This window comes from Lactonifactor sp. BIOML-A5, from assembly GCF_009677585.1.
GTDB lineage: Bacteria > Bacillota > Clostridia > Lachnospirales > Lachnospiraceae > Lactonifactor.
Genome location: NZ_WKYV01000001.1, coordinates 145,820 through 163,197 on the forward strand (window position 1 = coordinate 145,820; position 17,378 = coordinate 163,197).

General features: G+C 45.5%; 18 protein-coding genes. 4 read left to right on the forward strand and 14 right to left on the reverse strand.

All coding sequences use genetic code 11. The features are described 5' to 3' along the window. Positions 1-30: 30 nt before the first annotated feature. A complete protein-coding gene (locus GKG41_RS00615) occupies positions 31-1,200 on the reverse strand; it encodes an FprA family A-type flavoprotein (RefSeq protein ID WP_154256351.1) in 1,170 nt (389 codons plus the stop codon). Positions 1,201-1,330: 130 nt separating this feature from the next. Then, complete coding sequence (gene rd / locus GKG41_RS00620) at positions 1,331-1,489, reverse strand: rubredoxin (RefSeq protein WP_072848195.1); 159 nt, start codon at positions 1,487-1,489, stop codon at positions 1,331-1,333. A gap of 146 nt (positions 1,490-1,635) precedes the next feature. On the opposite strand from rd, the gene GKG41_RS00625 reads away from it, so the two are divergent. Further along, entirely contained in the window at positions 1,636-2,298 is a 663-nt protein-coding gene (locus GKG41_RS00625) for a Crp/Fnr family transcriptional regulator (protein ID WP_154256353.1), read from the forward strand. Here GKG41_RS00625 and feoB read toward each other — a convergent pair. Beyond that, positions 2,267-4,387 (reverse strand): ferrous iron transport protein B, encoded by a 2,121-nt coding sequence (feoB, locus tag GKG41_RS00630; RefSeq protein WP_072848199.1) that lies wholly within the window; start codon positions 4,385-4,387, stop codon positions 2,267-2,269. The two genes, GKG41_RS00625 and feoB, sit on opposite strands and share 32 nt — an antisense overlap. Continuing rightward, positions 4,377-4,592 carry a FeoA family protein gene (locus GKG41_RS00635; RefSeq protein ID WP_226902959.1) on the reverse strand — a complete coding sequence of 72 codons (216 nt, stop codon included), beginning with the start codon at positions 4,590-4,592 and terminating at the stop codon, positions 4,377-4,379. The genes feoB and GKG41_RS00635 overlap by 11 nt, the downstream gene beginning before the upstream one ends. A gap of 125 nt (positions 4,593-4,717) precedes the next feature. Here GKG41_RS00635 and GKG41_RS00640 point away from each other — a divergent pair, with 125 nt between their 5' ends. Continuing rightward, positions 4,718-5,146, forward strand: a complete 429-nt coding sequence (locus GKG41_RS00640) for an iron dependent repressor, metal binding and dimerization domain protein (protein ID WP_072848204.1) — start codon at positions 4,718-4,720, stop codon at positions 5,144-5,146. Between the two features lie 52 nt (positions 5,147-5,198). On the opposite strand, the gene GKG41_RS00645 is transcribed toward GKG41_RS00640, so the two are convergent. Then, a complete protein-coding gene (locus tag GKG41_RS00645) occupies positions 5,199-5,456 on the reverse strand; it encodes an HPr family phosphocarrier protein (protein WP_072848205.1) in 258 nt (85 codons plus the stop codon). A gap of 223 nt (positions 5,457-5,679) precedes the next feature. Between GKG41_RS00645 and GKG41_RS00650 the strand changes: the two genes are divergently transcribed. Beyond that, the gene (locus GKG41_RS00650) at positions 5,680-6,615 is read left to right on the forward strand and encodes a LysR family transcriptional regulator (protein ID WP_154256355.1); all 936 of its coding nucleotides are present in this window, start codon (positions 5,680-5,682) and stop codon (positions 6,613-6,615) included. Here GKG41_RS00650 and GKG41_RS00655 read toward each other — a convergent pair whose 3' ends face one another. The 8 genes from GKG41_RS00655 to GKG41_RS00690 all read right to left on the reverse strand — a co-directional run bounded on the left by GKG41_RS00655 (position 6,616) and on the right by GKG41_RS00690 (position 15,211). Continuing rightward, on the reverse strand, positions 6,616-8,022 hold the full coding sequence (locus GKG41_RS00655) for a sodium:solute symporter family protein (protein WP_154256357.1): 1,407 nt from the start codon (positions 8,020-8,022) through the stop codon (positions 6,616-6,618). Between the two features lie 57 nt (positions 8,023-8,079). Further along, entirely contained in the window at positions 8,080-9,312 is a 1,233-nt protein-coding gene (locus GKG41_RS00660) for an MFS transporter (protein ID WP_154256359.1), read from the reverse strand. A gap of 25 nt (positions 9,313-9,337) precedes the next feature. Next, positions 9,338-11,425, reverse strand: a complete 2,088-nt coding sequence (locus GKG41_RS00665; protein ID WP_154256361.1) for an acetate--CoA ligase family protein — start codon at positions 11,423-11,425, stop codon at positions 9,338-9,340. Between the two features lie 4 nt (positions 11,426-11,429). Further along, complete coding sequence (locus tag GKG41_RS00670; RefSeq protein WP_072848210.1) at positions 11,430-11,969, reverse strand: 2-oxoacid:acceptor oxidoreductase family protein; 540 nt, start codon at positions 11,967-11,969, stop codon at positions 11,430-11,432. Next, positions 11,969-12,712, reverse strand: a complete 744-nt coding sequence (locus GKG41_RS00675) for a thiamine pyrophosphate-dependent enzyme (protein WP_072848211.1) — start codon at positions 12,710-12,712, stop codon at positions 11,969-11,971. Before GKG41_RS00675 ends, GKG41_RS00670 begins: the two co-directional genes overlap by 1 nt. Continuing rightward, on the reverse strand, positions 12,713-13,783 hold the full coding sequence (vorB, locus tag GKG41_RS00680; RefSeq protein ID WP_199884580.1) for a 3-methyl-2-oxobutanoate dehydrogenase subunit VorB: 1,071 nt from the start codon (positions 13,781-13,783) through the stop codon (positions 12,713-12,715). Continuing rightward, positions 13,780-13,992, reverse strand: a complete 213-nt coding sequence (locus tag GKG41_RS00685) for a 4Fe-4S binding protein (RefSeq protein ID WP_072848213.1) — start codon at positions 13,990-13,992, stop codon at positions 13,780-13,782. Before GKG41_RS00685 ends, vorB begins: the two co-directional genes overlap by 4 nt. A gap of 76 nt (positions 13,993-14,068) precedes the next feature. Further along, positions 14,069-15,211, reverse strand: a complete 1,143-nt coding sequence (locus GKG41_RS00690) for a Glu/Leu/Phe/Val dehydrogenase dimerization domain-containing protein (RefSeq protein WP_072848214.1) — start codon at positions 15,209-15,211, stop codon at positions 14,069-14,071. A 240-nt stretch (positions 15,212-15,451) separates the two neighbouring features. Between GKG41_RS00690 and GKG41_RS00695 the strand changes: the two genes are divergently transcribed. Beyond that, complete coding sequence (locus GKG41_RS00695) at positions 15,452-16,705, forward strand: DUF6076 domain-containing protein (RefSeq protein ID WP_072848215.1); 1,254 nt, start codon at positions 15,452-15,454, stop codon at positions 16,703-16,705. Between the two features lies 1 nt (position 16,706). Here the strand turns inward: GKG41_RS00695 and GKG41_RS00700 are convergent, their stop codons facing one another. After that, the gene (locus GKG41_RS00700) at positions 16,707-17,360 is read right to left on the reverse strand and encodes a pentapeptide repeat-containing protein (protein ID WP_072848216.1); all 654 of its coding nucleotides are present in this window, start codon (positions 17,358-17,360) and stop codon (positions 16,707-16,709) included. Between the last annotated feature and the right edge of the window lie 18 nt (positions 17,361-17,378).

A 17,378-nucleotide genomic window follows, 5' to 3' on the forward strand; every position in this document is an offset into this window, starting at 1 on the left:
GAGAAGCTTTATCCTTTGCTGTTGATTCTGTTACTCTATAATAGAAGTAATGGTCTCTTCCACCTGTTTCAGATCTTCATCTGTAGGAATATACATCTGCCGGATAGGGTCCAGGAGCATCTGGCAGCCCATTCCCTCCAGCGCTTCGTATACCTGCTTAATGCTCTGTCCGCCCCAGCCATAAGATCCAAAAGCAATTGCTTTCCTTTTTTTCGGGGCCAGGCCTTTCATATAGCACAGGAAACCTGCTACTGTGGGCATCATCTGACTATTCAGCGTAGGGGAACCAACGGCTATGTATTCTGCGTCCAGAAGCTCCGTCATAATATCGGAGATATGATTATCTTTGAGATCATACAGATGAGCCCCCACTCCAGCCTTTGAGAATCCTTCCACGACAGCAAAGGCCATCTTTTCTGTGGAGTGCCACATAGAATCATAGACAATACAGGCCTTCTTCTTTGTTCCGCCTCCGGCAAATTCTTCATATTTTTCCAGAATGTCTCCGATATGCTCTGTCCAGATAACGCCATGGCTGGGTGCAATTACTTCCATATCCAGTCCTTTTACAATCTCCAGCGCTTTCCTTGCCTGGGCACCGTAGGGCATAAGGATATTCGCGTAATATTTTTTAGCCTCTCTGTATACATCATCCAGGTTCACCTGTGTGTCGAACCGCATATTGGATGCATAGTGCTGTCCGAAGGCATCATTCGAAAACAAAATCTTATCCTCCGGGCAATAGGTTACCATATTATCCGGCCAGTGAAGCATGGGTGTGGCAACAAAAGTCAGAGTTCTTTTGCCAATCTTCAGGGTATCCCCCGCTTTTACTGTCTGATATTTGATTTCTTTCCCGTAGTGGGCTGATAATCCCTTCATTCCGTTAGGGTCTGAGGTAATCACAGTAGCATTGGGCGCTGCCTTTACTACCTGTGGAAGCGCACCCGAGTGATCCATCTCAACATGATTGGATATTATGTAATCAATTTTCTCTGGTTCCACAATCTCACGGATCCTGTCCAACAGCTCTTTTGCAAACGGCGCTTTTACGGTATCAATCAGCGTAATCTTTTCATCCATTATTAAATAGGCATTATATGTGGCTCCGCTGTTGGTGGAGTATCCGTGGAAGCTTCTCACATTCCAGTCCACCGCTCCCACTGAATATATATCCTTTTTTACTTCTACTACATTCATAATGTATGGCCTCCTCTGATTCGTACTTTTAAACAATTCTACCCCATATTATACACTATTTCTGCCGTTTCATAAAGTCCGGAATAAAAAATGTGCCCGGAGACATACGCCCCGGACACACGGTTGTCTGCTATGCTTCTATAAATACATCTTTTCCCAATCCGCACACCGGACAAATCCAATCCTCCGGCAGATCTTCAAAAGGGGTTCCCGGCTCAATTCCGCCGTCCGGATCTCCTACCTCCGGATCATATTCATAGCCGCAGGGTTCACAAATATATTTTTTCATATGTCTTAACCTCCTAAGAATCTTGTAATATTTTTCGTATTTTTTACTGCTTTTATACTATAGCAAATATTTTCTTGAATTTCTGTTGCATTTGCAACATACATCCTCTATAATAATAAAAACTTTATAAACTAGGAGGTTCTTTCATGAATACCACAGCAACAGCACTTTTTCAAAACATATCCGATCCGGACTGCAAAAAAATGTTCGCCTGTATGAAGTCCTATACGGCCGCCTTTCACTCAGGGGACATAATTTACACCTATGGAGGGAGCCGGCAGTCTGTGGGAATCATTCTTCAGGGAAAAGTCTCTGTGGTCCGCTATGAATACAGCGGAAGCCGGACAATTCTGGAAGAATTGGCTCCCGGAGATATCTTCGGGGAAGCTCTTGCTTTTTATCTCCCGGAATATGCCTGCATTACTGCTCTCTGTCAGAAAGACTGCCGGATTCTCTTTCTTGATTATGACCACCTGATTCAAAACTGTGCAAAAGTATGCCCCTGCCATACACAACTGATACGGAATATGCTCCGCCTGTTATCGGAAAAATCACGTCTCCTCAGTGAACGGATCGAAGTTCTGAGCCAGCGTTCTATCCGGGGAAAGCTTCTGTGCTTTTTCCGCCAGCAGTCCGCCAAATACCAGAGCACTGCTTTTACCCTCCCCTTTTCCATGATAGACTTTGCAGATTTTTTGTCTGTAAACCGAAGTGCCATGGTAAGAGAAATCAAAAAAATGAAAGAGGAAGGCATACTAGAGATAGAAAAGCGTCGGATTACACTCCTGTCAGACCCGCAAACTGCGTAAACAAAAAGCACACCAGGATCCCTGCCGCCGCAGGTATCAGGATAGCAGCCCCGGTCCACCGCAGACTTTTTGTTTCTTTATATATTGTCATGCAGGTAGTAGAACAGGGCCAGTGGAGCAGAGAAAAAAGCATGGTACTGACAGCGGTTATCCAGGTCCATCCATGCTCTGTCAGCAGACTTTTCAGAACGGTCAGATCTTCCATATCAACGAGGGTCCCCTGTGCCAGATAGGTCATTATAATAATAGGCATTACAATTTCATTAGCCGGAAGCCCCAGAATAAATGCCATCAGGATTACCCCGTCCATCCCCAGCATCTTCCCAAAGGGATCCAGAAAATCCGTACAGTAGTACAACAGAGACTGTCCGGACACCTCTGCATTCGCCAATACCCAAATCAGAACTCCTGCGGGTGCAGCAAAAAGGACTGCCCTCCCCAGCACAAACAGCGTTTTATCAAATATAGAACGGACGATAACCTTTCCAATCTGTGGTCTCCGGTAAGGAGGCAGCTCCAGCGCAAAAGAAGACGGAATTCCTTTTAATATGGTTTTTGATAAGAGTCTGGAAACCAGCAGCGTCATAAAGATTCCCAGCAGAATCATCCCGGCAAGCAGACATGCGGACAGAAAAGAGCTTCCAATCCCGTAGCTTCCCCCCACAAAAAACATGGAGATAATAGCAATCATCACAGGCAGTCTTCCGTTACACGGTACGAAATTATTTGTCAAAATCGCGATCAGACGTTCCCTGGGCGAATCGATAATTCTGCACCCCACGACTCCTGCGGCATTGCACCCAAAACCCATACACATTGTCAGGGCCTGCTTTCCGCACGCACAGCATTTCTTAAAGCACCGATCCAGATTAAAGGCGACCCGGGGAAGATATCCAAAATCCTCCATCAGTGTAAAAAGCGGAAAGAAAATTGCCATGGGGGGCAGCATCACTGATATGACCCAGGTAACTACCTGGTACACTCCCTGCACAAGTATACCCGACAGAAGCGAAGGCGCACCGGCATGCTCAAGCAGATGCAAAAGCTTCTCTCCTGCTTCCGTAAACCCTGTGCTGAGAAGACGGGAGGGATAATTAGCGCCGGAAATGGTAAGCCAGAAAATCCCCAAAAGTACCAAAAACATAATTGGAAATCCGGTTGCCTTGCTGGTAAATAGCCAATCCAGCTTCCGGTCTCTCCCTGCATACGAGGAACCGCTGTACCGGACCGTTTTTCCTGCAATCTCTTCTGCCTTCCGTACAAACACTGCCGCCATATCATCCTGCAGCTGTTTTACAGTAATCCCCTGTTCTTCCAGTTCTCCCAGGCATTCTTCCCGGGCTCGGGAGAATACTTCTTCCTCCTCCCCGGAGAGGCAGAAATACTTCTTCACAGAATCCATTAAACTTTCGTCCCCATCCAGCAGTCTGGCACAAAGCCACCGTCTCTTTCGCTTCAGGGAGCAGATATCCACACCGTTTTCTTTGTCCGAACCTGTTATCAACCCACATGCCGCCGTTTCCAGCTTTTCCACGCACTTTTCCACATACTCCGGGTATCTCAGGACTGTCCGCTCCTGTTCCTCTTCTGTCAGCATTTTGCCAAGCAGTTCAACCATATGCGAAAGGCCTTTGTTGGATCTGGCTGTTACCGGTACGACCGGAACCTCCAAAAGCTCCTCCAAAAGGGAAAAGTTAATGGTGATCCCCTTTTTCCCGGCCTCATCCATTAGATTGACACAGACCATCACTCTGGGACATATCTCGGTAATCTGCAGAACCAGGTTCAGGTTTCGCTCCAGGCAGGTAGCATCGCACACTACCACAACTCCATCCGGCTCCTCAAAACAGATAAAGTCCCTGGCAACCTCCTCTTCCTGGGAATGGGCCATAAGAGAATAACAACCTGGAATATCCACAAGCAGCCCTTCTCCCCCGTTCAACGAAAATGTTCCTCTTGCATTCACCACTGTTTTTCCAGGCCAGTTTCCTGTGTGCTGTTTTAATCCGGTAAGCTGGTTAAACACGGTACTTTTCCCTACATTCGGATTTCCCGCAAGCCCAATCTTCCATCTGTTCTCAGCACTCATAGCTTCTTACCAGTACACAGTTGGAATCTTCTTTTCTAAGGGCAATCACTGCACCTCTCACCAGATAAGCGGCCGGATCCCCCAGAGGACTGATTCCCACACACTCCACACAGGTTCCCTGAATCAGCCCCATATCCTGAAGCCTCCTGCGTAATCTGTCCTCTGAGTGCATCTCACAGACAATACCTGTCTCTCCACGTTCCATCCTATCTAATGGCTTTAACCCTGTCATACATTCGTCCCCTTTCACATACATTTAGTATTATGCAACAATGTTTCCATATCCTAATATATGTTTCTACCTACATTTTTGTTACAGGGAGGCACATCATGGACAAGTCAAATGATTTCTTTACGCTGAAAGGGTATGCACGCATGGAAAAAAGCCAGATTACTTCGGCAATGGAGGATTATCTGGAAATGATTTACCGTATGCATCAGGAAAAAAGGGACTTAAGGATCACAGCCCTGGCTGAGGCCCTGAATGTCAAGCCTTCCTCTGCCTCCAGAATGGTAACGAATCTGGCACGCCAGGAGCTTGTGAGCTTTGAGAAGTACGGCATCATATCCCTGACAGAAAAAGGCGCCAGTCTTGGCGGGTATCTTCTCTTCCGCCATGAGATTCTTCACCGCTTCTTCTGCTATCTTAACCATTCCTCCTGCGAATTGGAGCAGGTTGAAAAGGTAGAACACTTTATTGACAGTCAAACCATATGGAATATGAAGCTTTTTTTGGAAAAACACCAAAATGAGCATTAAAAAGAGGCCATCTTCTCCCGGGAAAATGGCCCGCATGCTTTGCAGCGCTGAATTAGAAGGTCTGCTCTACAAATTTCTTCACCTTCTCCAGTTCAGCCTCATCACAGTCGTCTTCCAGTGTTATGGTTATCACATCACCCTTTTTCACATTTAATGTCATCAGAGCCACCAATTGGTCGGCGCTTACTGTATTTCCATCCTTTGTAATGGTGACAGCCGTATCCATTCCTTTTACTAATTCAACCAAAAGACCTACCGGCCTTGCATGGAATCCCAATTCATCACTGATTTTATATTGAAATTCTGTCATGTTCCTTCTCCTCTCCAATCGTTCCTATGGATAGTAATTGCTTCCTTTGTTCCCCAAACTGACTTCTCCCAAGTAACCTATATTATACCATTACATAGGATTCATTGACAATCATCTTTTTCAATACAATTTTTGTTGCACCTTTTTAACTTCTCTTTTATACTGGAGACAGAATATTATATCTGCTGTACTATTATAAATTAAAAGTTATATGAGGGTTGCTATGTTCAAAGGAATGGAATACGTATACGAAGTTTATAAGGAAAAAAGCTTTTCCAAGGCAGCTGCCAATCTGTACATCTCCCAGCCATCTCTGAGTGCAACAATTAAAAAAATAGAGGAGCGCGTGGGCACCCCCCTATTTGACCGAAGCACCAATCCTATTCAGCTTACAGACTGCGGGAAAGAATATGTAAAATGCATGGAGAAGATCTTGGATATAGAAAACGGTTTTGAAAACTACCTGAATCATATGAATGAATTGAAAACCGGCAGACTTTCCATCGGAGGCAGTAATTTTTTCACCTCTTTTGTGCTCCCTCCCATAGTCTCCAGATACATGCAGAAGTATCCTTTCATTCAAATCAGTCTCATTGAGGCCAACACCTCCCAGTTAGATCAGCAGCTGATATCTGGGGCACTGGATCTTGTCATTGACAATTATGCTTTTCATGAATCCATCTACACCCGTCACTTCCTGTGCAGAGAACAGCTTCTCCTGGCGGTCCCCAGACATTTTGCATCCAACAAATCTTTCATAAACTGCAGACTCTCCAAAGAAGACATTGTGTCCGAAAAGCACCATCTGGAGTCAACCCCCTGCGTCCCCCTGGAAGCATTCCGGGAGGACCCCTTCATCCTTCTGCGCTCAGGCAACGATACCCGGGAACGGGCCGATAAAATCTGCAGCAGCCACGGCTTCCGTCCAAGAGTAATACTAAAGCTGGACCAGCAGCTGTCGGCATACAATGTTGCCTGTTATGGAATGGGGATAGCCTTCGTAAGCGATACCCTGATCCGGCACAGCAGGCCCGACGAGAATATTATATTTTATAAGCTACAGGATCCTGAGACTGTGAGGAATGTTTACTTTTATCATAAGCAGAGCCGGTATGTAACCAGGGCAATGGAGGAGTTTTTAAAGGTCGCATGTCTTTAGCTATTCCAGGAATATTGTCTCCCGCCGATCCACTGCGGATCCCACAATCAGCAATGCCAGCGACATAAGGCTCCCCACAATTACTTCCGGAACCCCAAAGGGATTACCCAATACAGATTTCCACAGTACCGACGATAAAAATCCGCCGATCATCCCCATGGTAATTCCAAGCTTCTTTGCCCGTTTGGACAAGAGTGCTGCCATGGCAGGGATTGCTATGGCTGAGGCGAAGTAAGACATTGATAAAACCAGTGACTCCAGAATATTCTCCATTCTCAAAGCAAATACCAGGGCAAGAATTCCTATTACAACCACCGAATATCTGGACAGCTTCAGCTGGGTCTCCTGTTTTACTCCCGGATGGATTGCCAGAAGCAAGTCGGTGCACAGCGTCTGGGAAGCCAGAAGCAGATAGCTGTCAATGGTAGACATTACAATGGCAATCAGGGATGTAATCACCAAAGCGTACAGAATAGGCGGAAAAGATTCTTTTACCATCAGGGGAATCAGCATTTCATGGGAGATTCCTTTTGGAAAGGACGGATAGAGAATCAATGCACACACACCTATAATGGTCACAGCAAAGCTGTAGAACAGGATGATTACATTACCTCCAATCGCTCCCTTGCTGGCCACCTTAGAAGATGAGGAAGCAAAGGAACGCTGCCAATAGGGAGGTCCAGCCAAAAAATATAGCAAATATACAACCGTATAGGATGCAATGGATTTGTCAAATTTCAATTCGAAATAATGTTCCGGAAGGCTGGCCGCCAGATTGGTCAGCCCTCCTACTTTACTCAATGCTGCTGCCGGCAGAATTACCCCGATGACTACGATGAGCAGTATTCCCTGAAGGGTATCTGTATAGGCAACCCCGTAAAATCCGGACAGGGTAGTGTAGGCGATAACAATTACAGTGGTGACGATAAGAGCTGTCTGATAGGATATCTCCCAGTCATCTGCCATAACCATCTGAAGGATTTTTGAAGAGGCAACCATCTGGGTTCCTGCGGTCCCGATAACCGTCCAGCCAATAATGGCTGAGGCTATCAGGGCTGGCAGGCGGCCAAATCTTTTGGTAATCAGATCCGGTATGGACAGAATATGATACTTCTGCCCTATTTTCTGAATGCGCCCGGCAAACAGACAGAATACCGCAAAAGCAATTACCGTCGCAAATGTAGGCAGAATCGCAGAGATTCCAATCTCATATGCCAGACCTGATTTTCCCAGGGTAGAAGACGCACCAATCCAGGTAGCCGCAAAGGTCAGCATAATCACAGGCCATGGAAGATTCCTCTGTCCAAGATAGTAACCCTCCAGATTTTTTGATTTTTTCTGCAGTACAATACTGATGGCAGCAGTGGCTGCAAAATAGATTATTAATACCGTAAGTACAAGAACCATAAATTGTATCACCTGACCTTTTGTAAGAATATTTCGTTTGCGTATTTCAGTACGGATTTATGCTTTTATGTTCTTCTTTCCCATCCGGTTTATAATAAGTGCAAATACAATACCCAACACAGCGAAGAGGATAATCGCTCCGAATACGAACTTAAATCCTGCAGCTCCCGGATTGCTGTCAATCAGTTTGCCGAGTATCAGATTCATATATGCGTCCGGCAGGAAACCGATGGCACAGATAATACCGGTTGCAGTTCCGGTAAATTCTTTTGGAACCCCGGCCTCCCCCATAGTTGCAAAGTAAATTCCACGGATTGCATACATAACCGTCGCAAATGCGATCACTGTCACAATGGCAGGTATCAGCATACTTGATTTTCCCGGAATAACCAGGAGGAGTGCTGCAAAAACAATCTCTACTACAAATAATCCCATAACCATTTTAGAATAAGAGCTGGTTTTGTCTGCGATTTTACCCATAATAGGCGCGCTGAATATACCAATTCCGTAGCTTCGGATGGTAGCCACGATCCCGGCTGTAACGGTGGTCATTCCGAATATAGTTGTCAGGTATGTAGTTGTATATTCTGATGCAACCTGGGCGCTGTAAGCACACATTACAAGGAGAGCCACAATCCAGATCCCCGGGATCTTTAACACTTTGACATAGTCGGCAAAGGTTGCAGATGTGCGTGCTTCTTCTTTGCTCTTTTTTGGAAGAAGGAGCCACATAGCGATGGTCAGTAAAGTGTAAACAATACCGTAGAACAGCAAAACGTAACGAAGAGGCTGAGCCGTTGTGACAAAGTGATTAAACACTGCCAGAGCTGCAAAATTAATCAGAACGCCTGCCGCGGCGCGGATTCCCTCACTATAGCCAAAGATAGAACCCTGCTCATTGTCATCCGCAAGAATACGGATGGCCTTTACTGCTGATACCCAAAATATTACATTCGAAAATGCAAGTAAAAACTGGATTGCCATAAGTCCTGTCAGAGATGGAATCGTCGCATACCAGAAGGTCAGCGCCGCCAGCATCAGGTTGGATCCAACCAGCATCTTGCGGTTGTCAAAACGATCTGCAAGAATACCTCCGGGGATATAGATAATCATTTTCGTAATTGAGTAAACACTCATGATAGTTCCTACTTGTGTGTTGGTCAGCTTAAATTCTTCCACCAACGCATCGTAAAACACGGTTTTCAAATATGGGACACGGTAAATCAGACCCGCTGATATAGTAACCACAAAAAATGCAATCCATTTGTGTTGCTTATTCGTATTTCCCATCTACATACCTCCTTGGGTTCTTGTACTATTGCTCTTTAATAACCAAAGCATCCGCAAGTGCAACCCCTTCTCCTTCGGGGTACACAAACAGTGGGTTGATATCCAGTTCCTTTAAGGATTCCTTCTGGGCAACCGCATATTCGGAAATCTTAACAATAAATTTTGCCAGAGCATCCACATCACATTTTTTACTGCCCCGGTATCCGTTCAACAGCTTATAGCCTTTCAGAGATTCTATCATGCTTCTGGCTTCCTGTTCATTCAGAGGCGCAGGATAAAGACTTACATCTTTAAAAACCTCCACAAAGACGCCCCCGAGCCCGCACAGAATCATTGGTCCGAACTGGGGATCCGCATTTACCCCGATGATCATCTCCACTCCCTGGGGAAGCATGGACTGAACCAATACACCGTCGATTCTGGCGTCCGGACATTTCTCCTTTACACTTTCCATAATCTCCTGGTAGGCAGCCTCCAGCTCCCCGGCATCTTGGAGATTCAGCTTCACTCCCCCCACATCACTCTTATGCAGAATATCCGGAGATGCAATTTTAGCCACAGCCGGATAAGAAATGCCTGGGGCAAAGTCTCTTAGTTCCTCCTTTGAGCTTACAATAGCTTCCGGGGGGACAGGTACCCCTGCCGCTGCCAGTTCGCATTTGCTGTCATGTTCGCTTAACGCTGTCCTGACTTTTTCTTTCTTCTGATTCTCCAGTATTGCCAAATCTAAAATATGTTCTTCCGGTTTATATTTCACAAAATCCATGAGATATTTCAGAAGCTTGAAGCCGCAGCCTGTGGCTGGCAGGATAGGAACTCCTGCTGCTTCCAGCTTTTCACGTACCATCTTATCCCTGGATGAGTTAAAGAAACTCATAACCGCAACAGGTTTCTTCTTTTTTCCGGCTGCAATCACCATGCCGTCTGACATGGGCTGAATCACGTCTTTCGGACCGTGCTCCGGGAGAATCGTCTGGCCGCACAATACCATCCCTATCGAGGGATCTTCCATAATGGCCTGAATGACTGCCGCATACTTTTCTCCGTCATGGGCCAGGGTGGCAGACATGTCCAGAGGGTTGGCCGGTGTGGCATAATCCGGCAGAAGCTCTCTTAGCTTGTCCATTGTCTCAGGAGCAAATTCAGGATATTCCAGCCCCAGCAGAGTTCCTGTATCTGCGCACACTCCAGTCTCTCCCCCTGAAAGACACATGGCCGAAAGTCCTGTATTCTCCGGAATCATAGGCAGTACACTGAGCATATGGCACATCTGTACCAATTCCTCAATATCATCCACACGAATTACACCGAATTTTTTAACAATTGCATCAAACGCTTTGTCTGACCCTGCGAGACTGCCTGTATGAGAAGCCGCCAGAGCACTCCCCTTTGAGGTTTTTCCTACCTTCAGGATAACCACCGGCTTTCTGGCCAGAGCTGCCTGCTTCAGAACCTCTTTGAATTTTACAGGATCTTTAATTCCTTCCATATAAAGGCCGATCACTTTGGTATCTTCATCTTTTATGAGGAACTCCAGATAATCCTCAATGCGGATACAGGTGCTGTTCCCGCTGGAGATAAGATAGGAAAAATTCATATAGGTAATCTGCATCATATTCAGGCAGATTTTTCCCGACTGGGATATAATGGCCACATTTCCCTTTCTCGCCTCACCAGGCACCAGCATTCCAAAGGCAAAGATTTCGTCCAGATTGTTGATGAATCCGGCACAGTTTACCCCCATAACCGCCATATCGAGTTTTCTGCAGAGCTCCCGAAGCTGGCCTTCGCTTTCCTTGTCACCGGTTTCTCCATACCCGCTGGCGTAGACAACCGCCGCCTTACATCCGTATTCAGCTGCCTCCTCAAGGGCTGACGGCACTACTTTTTTATTCACAATGAGCACGCACATGTCTATTTTTTCAGGGATTTCCCCTATACTTTTATAACATTCTTTTCCCAGAACTTCCTCTCTTTTGGGATGAACGAAATAAACATGCTCTTTTATCTTTGTTTTCAGCAGATTGCTGCAGGTGGACAGCCCGAATCCGGGCTTGTCCGTTGCTCCAATCACAGCAATACTTCTAGGGCGCAGTAATTTTGTCAGTTCCATAGGCTCACTCCTTTGCTACATAGTCATAACCTGCCTGAAATGCCGCAAGATTACTCTCATGGAACTGTGGCTTCTTCGCAAAGTAATGTTTGATTCCTTCTTCATAGCATTCTTTGCCAAAAAGATCTGTACATGCCGCCAGAGCCCCGATAATGCAGATATTCGTTCCTCTGGAATAAGAAATCTTTTCACATACCTCCGTAGCCGGAATTTCCACTACCCTGATGTCTCCTTTTCTAGGTACATCCTTTACAATAGAAGAATTAACCAGGATAATCCCGTCGTCTTTCATCTGAGGCAGAAACTTGTCTATAGAAGGCTGATTCATGGCAACTAAAATATCTATCTTCTTGACAAAAGGACTGCCGATCAGCTCATCACTGATTTTAACGGTACAATTGGCTGTTCCCCCGCGCATCTCCGCACCGTAAGAAGGAATCCAGGTGACCTCTTTATCCTGCATCGCCCCGATATGAGCGATAATCAGACCTGTTGTCAGAATACCCTGACCTCCGAAACCTGCAAATACAAATTGTTTCTCCATTACTGGTCACCTCCCTTTGCAAATTCACCCAGAGGATAATACTGGATAACTTCTTCCCCGATTCTTCTCATAGATTCCTCCGGTGTCATATGCCAGTTTGTGGGACATGGGGAAAGTATCTCAACACAGGAGTAGCCTTCGCCTGCCATCTGAGCGGCAAACGCCTTTTTGATATAAGATTTTGCCTTCATAATATGCGGGGCATCATGAATAGATCCTCTAGCCATATAAGCAGGTTCAAAGCTTTTCAGCACTTCCATAAGATTCAGAGGCATGCCGGATACTTCAGGGTCTCTTCCTTTCACAGAGGTAGTTGTTTTCTGTCCCACAAGAGTGGTAGGGGACATCTGCCCTCCTGTCATTCCGTAAACGCCGTTATTTACAATAATCTGGGTGATTTTCTCTTTTCTCTGCGCGGTATAGATCGTCTCTGCGATACCGATAGAGGCAGCATCCCCGTCCCCCTGGTAGGTAAGAACCAGCTTTTCAGGTCTGCAGCGCTTAATGGCGGCTGCTGCTGCGGAGGCTCTTCCGTGAGGAGACTGCAGCAGATCAATGGCAAGTGTCCGGTTTGTCAGACAGCTGCACCCAACTGCCAATACGCCAATGGTATCCCTGTCTATATCCATTTCATCAATCACTTCCGCAATGAGCCGCAATACAAGTCCGTGGCCGCATCCCGGGCAGAAGCTGTTTGCCGCATAAATACTTCTTGGTATTTCTCTCTCTTTTACTGCTGCCATTTAGAATGCCTCCTTTCTTGTTCCGGCACGAATTTCGTCTACAATCCGGAGAATCTCTTCCTGATCAGCGATGACCCTGCCGGAGGGATAAGCGTATACCGGTGTCCCCTGTGCATAAAGAGCTACATCTTCCACCATCTGTCCGCATGCATTCATCTCAACGGCCAGATAAGCTTTTACGGTTTTGTTTGTCTTGTGAAGCGCTTTCTTCGGGAACGGCCAAAGAGTGATGGGACGGATCATTCCCAGCTTCACCCCATTTGCCCTGGCTGCCTTTACAGCGCCCCGGCATACTCTGGATGTGATACCATAGGCTACAAGAATAATCTCCGCATCCTCGGTCTCCACTTCCTCCCACATTTGTTCATTCTCCTCCATGACAGAATAACGGTCGCGGATATGGGGATCATACTCTGTATATTTAAAGTCATAGTAAATCCGGTCAGTCATCTTTCTTCCGTTGGGATACGTATCATCTTTTCCCTTCAGCGTCCACTCAAATTTATTGGGATCGTGCTCTTTTCCCTCAGGGAGCTTTACGGATTCTGCCATCTGTCCGATGGCGCCGTCGCTGAGTATGATAACAGGTGTTCTGTATTCCTCTGCCTTGTCAAAAGCAAGAATGGTGTAATCCACGTTTTCCTGTACGGAAGAAGGTGCATAAACTAAGGTCTTATAACCGCCGTGTCCTCCGCCTTTAACTGCCTGGAAATAATCCCCCTGTCCCAGAGTAATATTTCCCAGACCGATGCCGTAGCGCATAACATCTACAATGACTGCAGGCAGCTCCATAGAAGATATGTAGGAGATTCCCTCCTGCTTCAGGCTGAATCCCGGTCCCGAAGAACTTGTCATAGCCCGGAATCCCGTTGCCGCTGCCCCCAGCACCATATTAATGCCTGCCAGCTCTGATTCCGTCTGCACAAACTGCCCTCCCACTTCCGGCAGCCTGGTTGAGAGATATTCCAGAATCTCTGTCTGAGGTGTGATGGGATAGCCGGCAAAGAACCGGCAGCCTGCTAAAATAGCAGCCTCAGCCAAAGCATTATTCCCCTTCATTAATGTTCTCATGCCGGTTGCACCTCCTCATTTTTGATTGTTATTACATAATCAGGACATACCGTATAGCAGATTCCGCATCCGATACATTTATCCTGGTCTACTTCCACCACTGCGTACCCCTTGCCGTTGATTTCCGAAGACACGGACAGCGCCCCCTGTTTGCACGCCCGGATACAATAACCGCAGGATTTGCAGTTTTCCTTTTTTATGACAACCATAATTACCTTCTCCTTTCCTGCAGCCCGCCTGTCCGCCTTGCGGGGACAGACCGGCTGCTGTTTGCCTGCCGGTTAACTAGCACTCCGGCTCGTCCTGGGTGTCTGGTTCGAATATTTCCAGAGCAATATCTCTTTGATATCTGCCTGTGGCTTTTGAAATCTCGAAGATTTTAGCAACATTTCTTCTGCAGAGTGCATCAATATCATGAATTACATTTTCTGCGGTAGGTTCGATCACTCCAAAGGTGATGGTGTAGAAGAAACGTACAGCACCCAGATTTGCAATGAAGTCAGGTACAATCTGAATTCCTCTTTCATGAAGGCCCGGATCTGCGGAAGCGGCTACCGGAATATTTGCGCCTTCACAGATAAGCTTTGCCTTTACTTTATCTACATTGCTGCCGTTGATGACATCTTCCAGAGCTACTGGAACCAAGATATCACAGGGCACATCCATCCATGCGGAGTTCGGCATTACCTCCCAGGAAGGATCGAATTTAGACTGGTCCATCTCGCCTCTCGGCAGAACGTTTGCTATAAGACTTTCTACGTCCAAACCATCCTTGCAGTATACAAAGCAGTTTGCATCTGCAATACCCACGATCTTATAACCCAGCTTATGAAGCCTGTGGGTACAGCTGAGACCTACACATCCAAATCCCTGGATTACAACGGAAGCTCCGGGTTCTCCGCCCATCTGTTTCCATGCCTCATCTCCTGAAACAGCAACACCGTATCCGGTGGTCAGGTCATTGAGCAGGAATCCGTCGTAGTGGCTCTGCAGGAGTTTTCTTACATTTTCCTGGCCTTTAGCTATGATAGGATTATTTCTCATAGACTTTGTCATGGGACGTCCCATTCCCAGCTCATCGAAGATCCGGTATACGTCCTCATACTTCGTCCCCAGGTCAGAACCCATTGCCAGTCCTGCATCGATGTATGGCCTCATGGCAATGATAAATCTTTTTAACACATCAACAGCATCCGGTGCTTTGTAGTCATATACGATTCCGGCCTTTGCACCGCCCTGCCAGGTATTCTCGCAGGCTTTCCTTTTGTAGGCCATTGCCTCTGCCAGACGAATTACCTCTTCTCTCGTCACTGTGGGATGCATTCTGATTCCGCCTCCGGAATACCCTTTTGCCAGATTAAACACACATAACCAACCCTTAGCGTCTGTTTTTGTATCGTTCCACTCAATTAAAATATAAGGTCTCATACCCAATCCTCCTATTGTTTTTTCTCCTGTTCTATTGCATGTATTGGCCAATTCTATTGCAAAAGAAGCAATTTCAGGCTATAATATTAGAAAATAGCATAAATGGAAAAACTTTTTTCTAACATCTATCCCCATGTGAGACATTATATCAATTTTTACTCATTTTTCAACATTTTCGCTCTTACTTTTGTGGATAGTATCTAAAATAAAAACGCACTGTCTATGAGGAGGAAGTTAAAAATGTTTAATGAACCCGTGATTTTTGGCCGTTTTCTGGTGAACTCAACCCAAGGCCGGGAATACTTTGAGATTTACAAAAAAATTTCTCCCGACAGCAATCAGTACAAGTGTATTGAACGCACTCATACTGCCCTGGGACAACATTTTCTGGATTTTTTAGAATACAGCGATGAGGCACTGCCCCCCATTGTATCCCACTACAATAAAGTCTTCAAATATCTGGATAAAGATTACCTGGACCAGAAAAAAATACATACTACAATGGGATTTATTCACGATATTTATAATAGTTTATCCGCGGTTCATCCCTTTTGGAAATCCACTTTTTATCTAAATCCGGTACTATCAAACTACAAATGGTATGAGTTCTATTACTTCAGGGAGTATATGAATTACGACGCTTCAGATATGACAGAGGCGGACAGGGACAGCAAAATGCAGCATTACTGGGATCAGGTACGAAGAAGCATTATGCATGAGCTGAAGGAACTGGAAGAGTTTCTGAACTTCATCTCCTCTATGCGAAATGCCGTTACCTTCTGCCTGGATTACTCCAGCTTTCCGGAATTTTCTAAACTGCACACACAACAGAGAGCATACCTGTACCAGTCACATTTTGATTCAAATTTTATGCGGAATCAGACAATCCAGAGCATCTTTAACCTGAGCGACCGGGCCAGCGCCATGGATCCGGACCGTCTGATCTCCTTCTCTGACAACAACGAAGTTATGGTAAGCAGTATCATATCCAACGCAAATTATTACGAGCTGATCAAAAAATCGAAGACAGCACTGGATTTCTCAGCATTAGCTGCTTCCGTAGAAAAAACATCCATTGAAACCACTACGAATCTGGATATTACAACCCTGGAGGACATCAGCACCATCTGTCTCTATACTTTTTCTCTTTTGGTTTCCAATAATGTTCACGTAAGGCCCTGCAAAAACTGCGGGAGGCTCTTCTCCCCGTATAACCGAAAGGATGAACTCTATTGTTCCAGGATACAGGCGAATTCTAAAACCTGCCGGGAGGATTACTACGACAAACAGATACATACCGATGAATTGATTCGCTATTATCGTACTGCATACAAAAGGGAAAATGCGAGAAAACAGAGAAATATTGTGAACAAACCATCCTCTGAAAAGGAGTTTATTCAGTGGACAAAAAAGGCAAAAAAAGCATTGGAAAAAGCAAAAAAAGGTGATATTTCTTTCGAAGAATTCAAGAAAATATTAGATCGGGAGGGGTGATTCATTTGATAATCACCCCTAATAACTTAGCTAATTCTACTGCCTGATATGGGTTTATAATGACTCCTTTTAGTTCAGAAAGCTCCTCCGATACAGTGATTCTGTCTATAGTACATTCAGTAAAATCAATGCCCTTCAATGGAGTTTTGAAGAAGGATGCCAGGGTAAAATCTGTACGAAGAACCTGAATATCCTTCATTTTACAGGCGGTAATATTCCCATGTTCCATACTCGTTTCACAGATAGAAACATGATCAAATCTGCAGGAATCCAGGTTAGAAAGTTTAAAATTTCCATCCGTAATTTCTGTATGTTTCAGCACAGAATGATGTAAATTTACCCCCATCCATTTCCCTCCTATTATCCTGCATCGATGAAAATATGCATCGGTAAAATTGCTGTTTGAGAAATCACAATTCAGAAAAATAACGTCTAAAAAACTGGTTCTTTCAAACAAACAATTCATGAAATGACAGTTTTTAAACACAACTTTTGCAAATGAAATTCTGCTGAAATCTTCTTCTTCCTCCCAGACATCTGCGATACTTTTTTCAAGAATATCTGTCTCTTCCTCCTTTGCCCGCATCATCTGGTTTTTAAAATCTGTTCCCAGAGACTCCAGCATTTCAGGTAAACAGGGTGGATTAAGCCTCATCTTTTCTCTCCTTTCCGC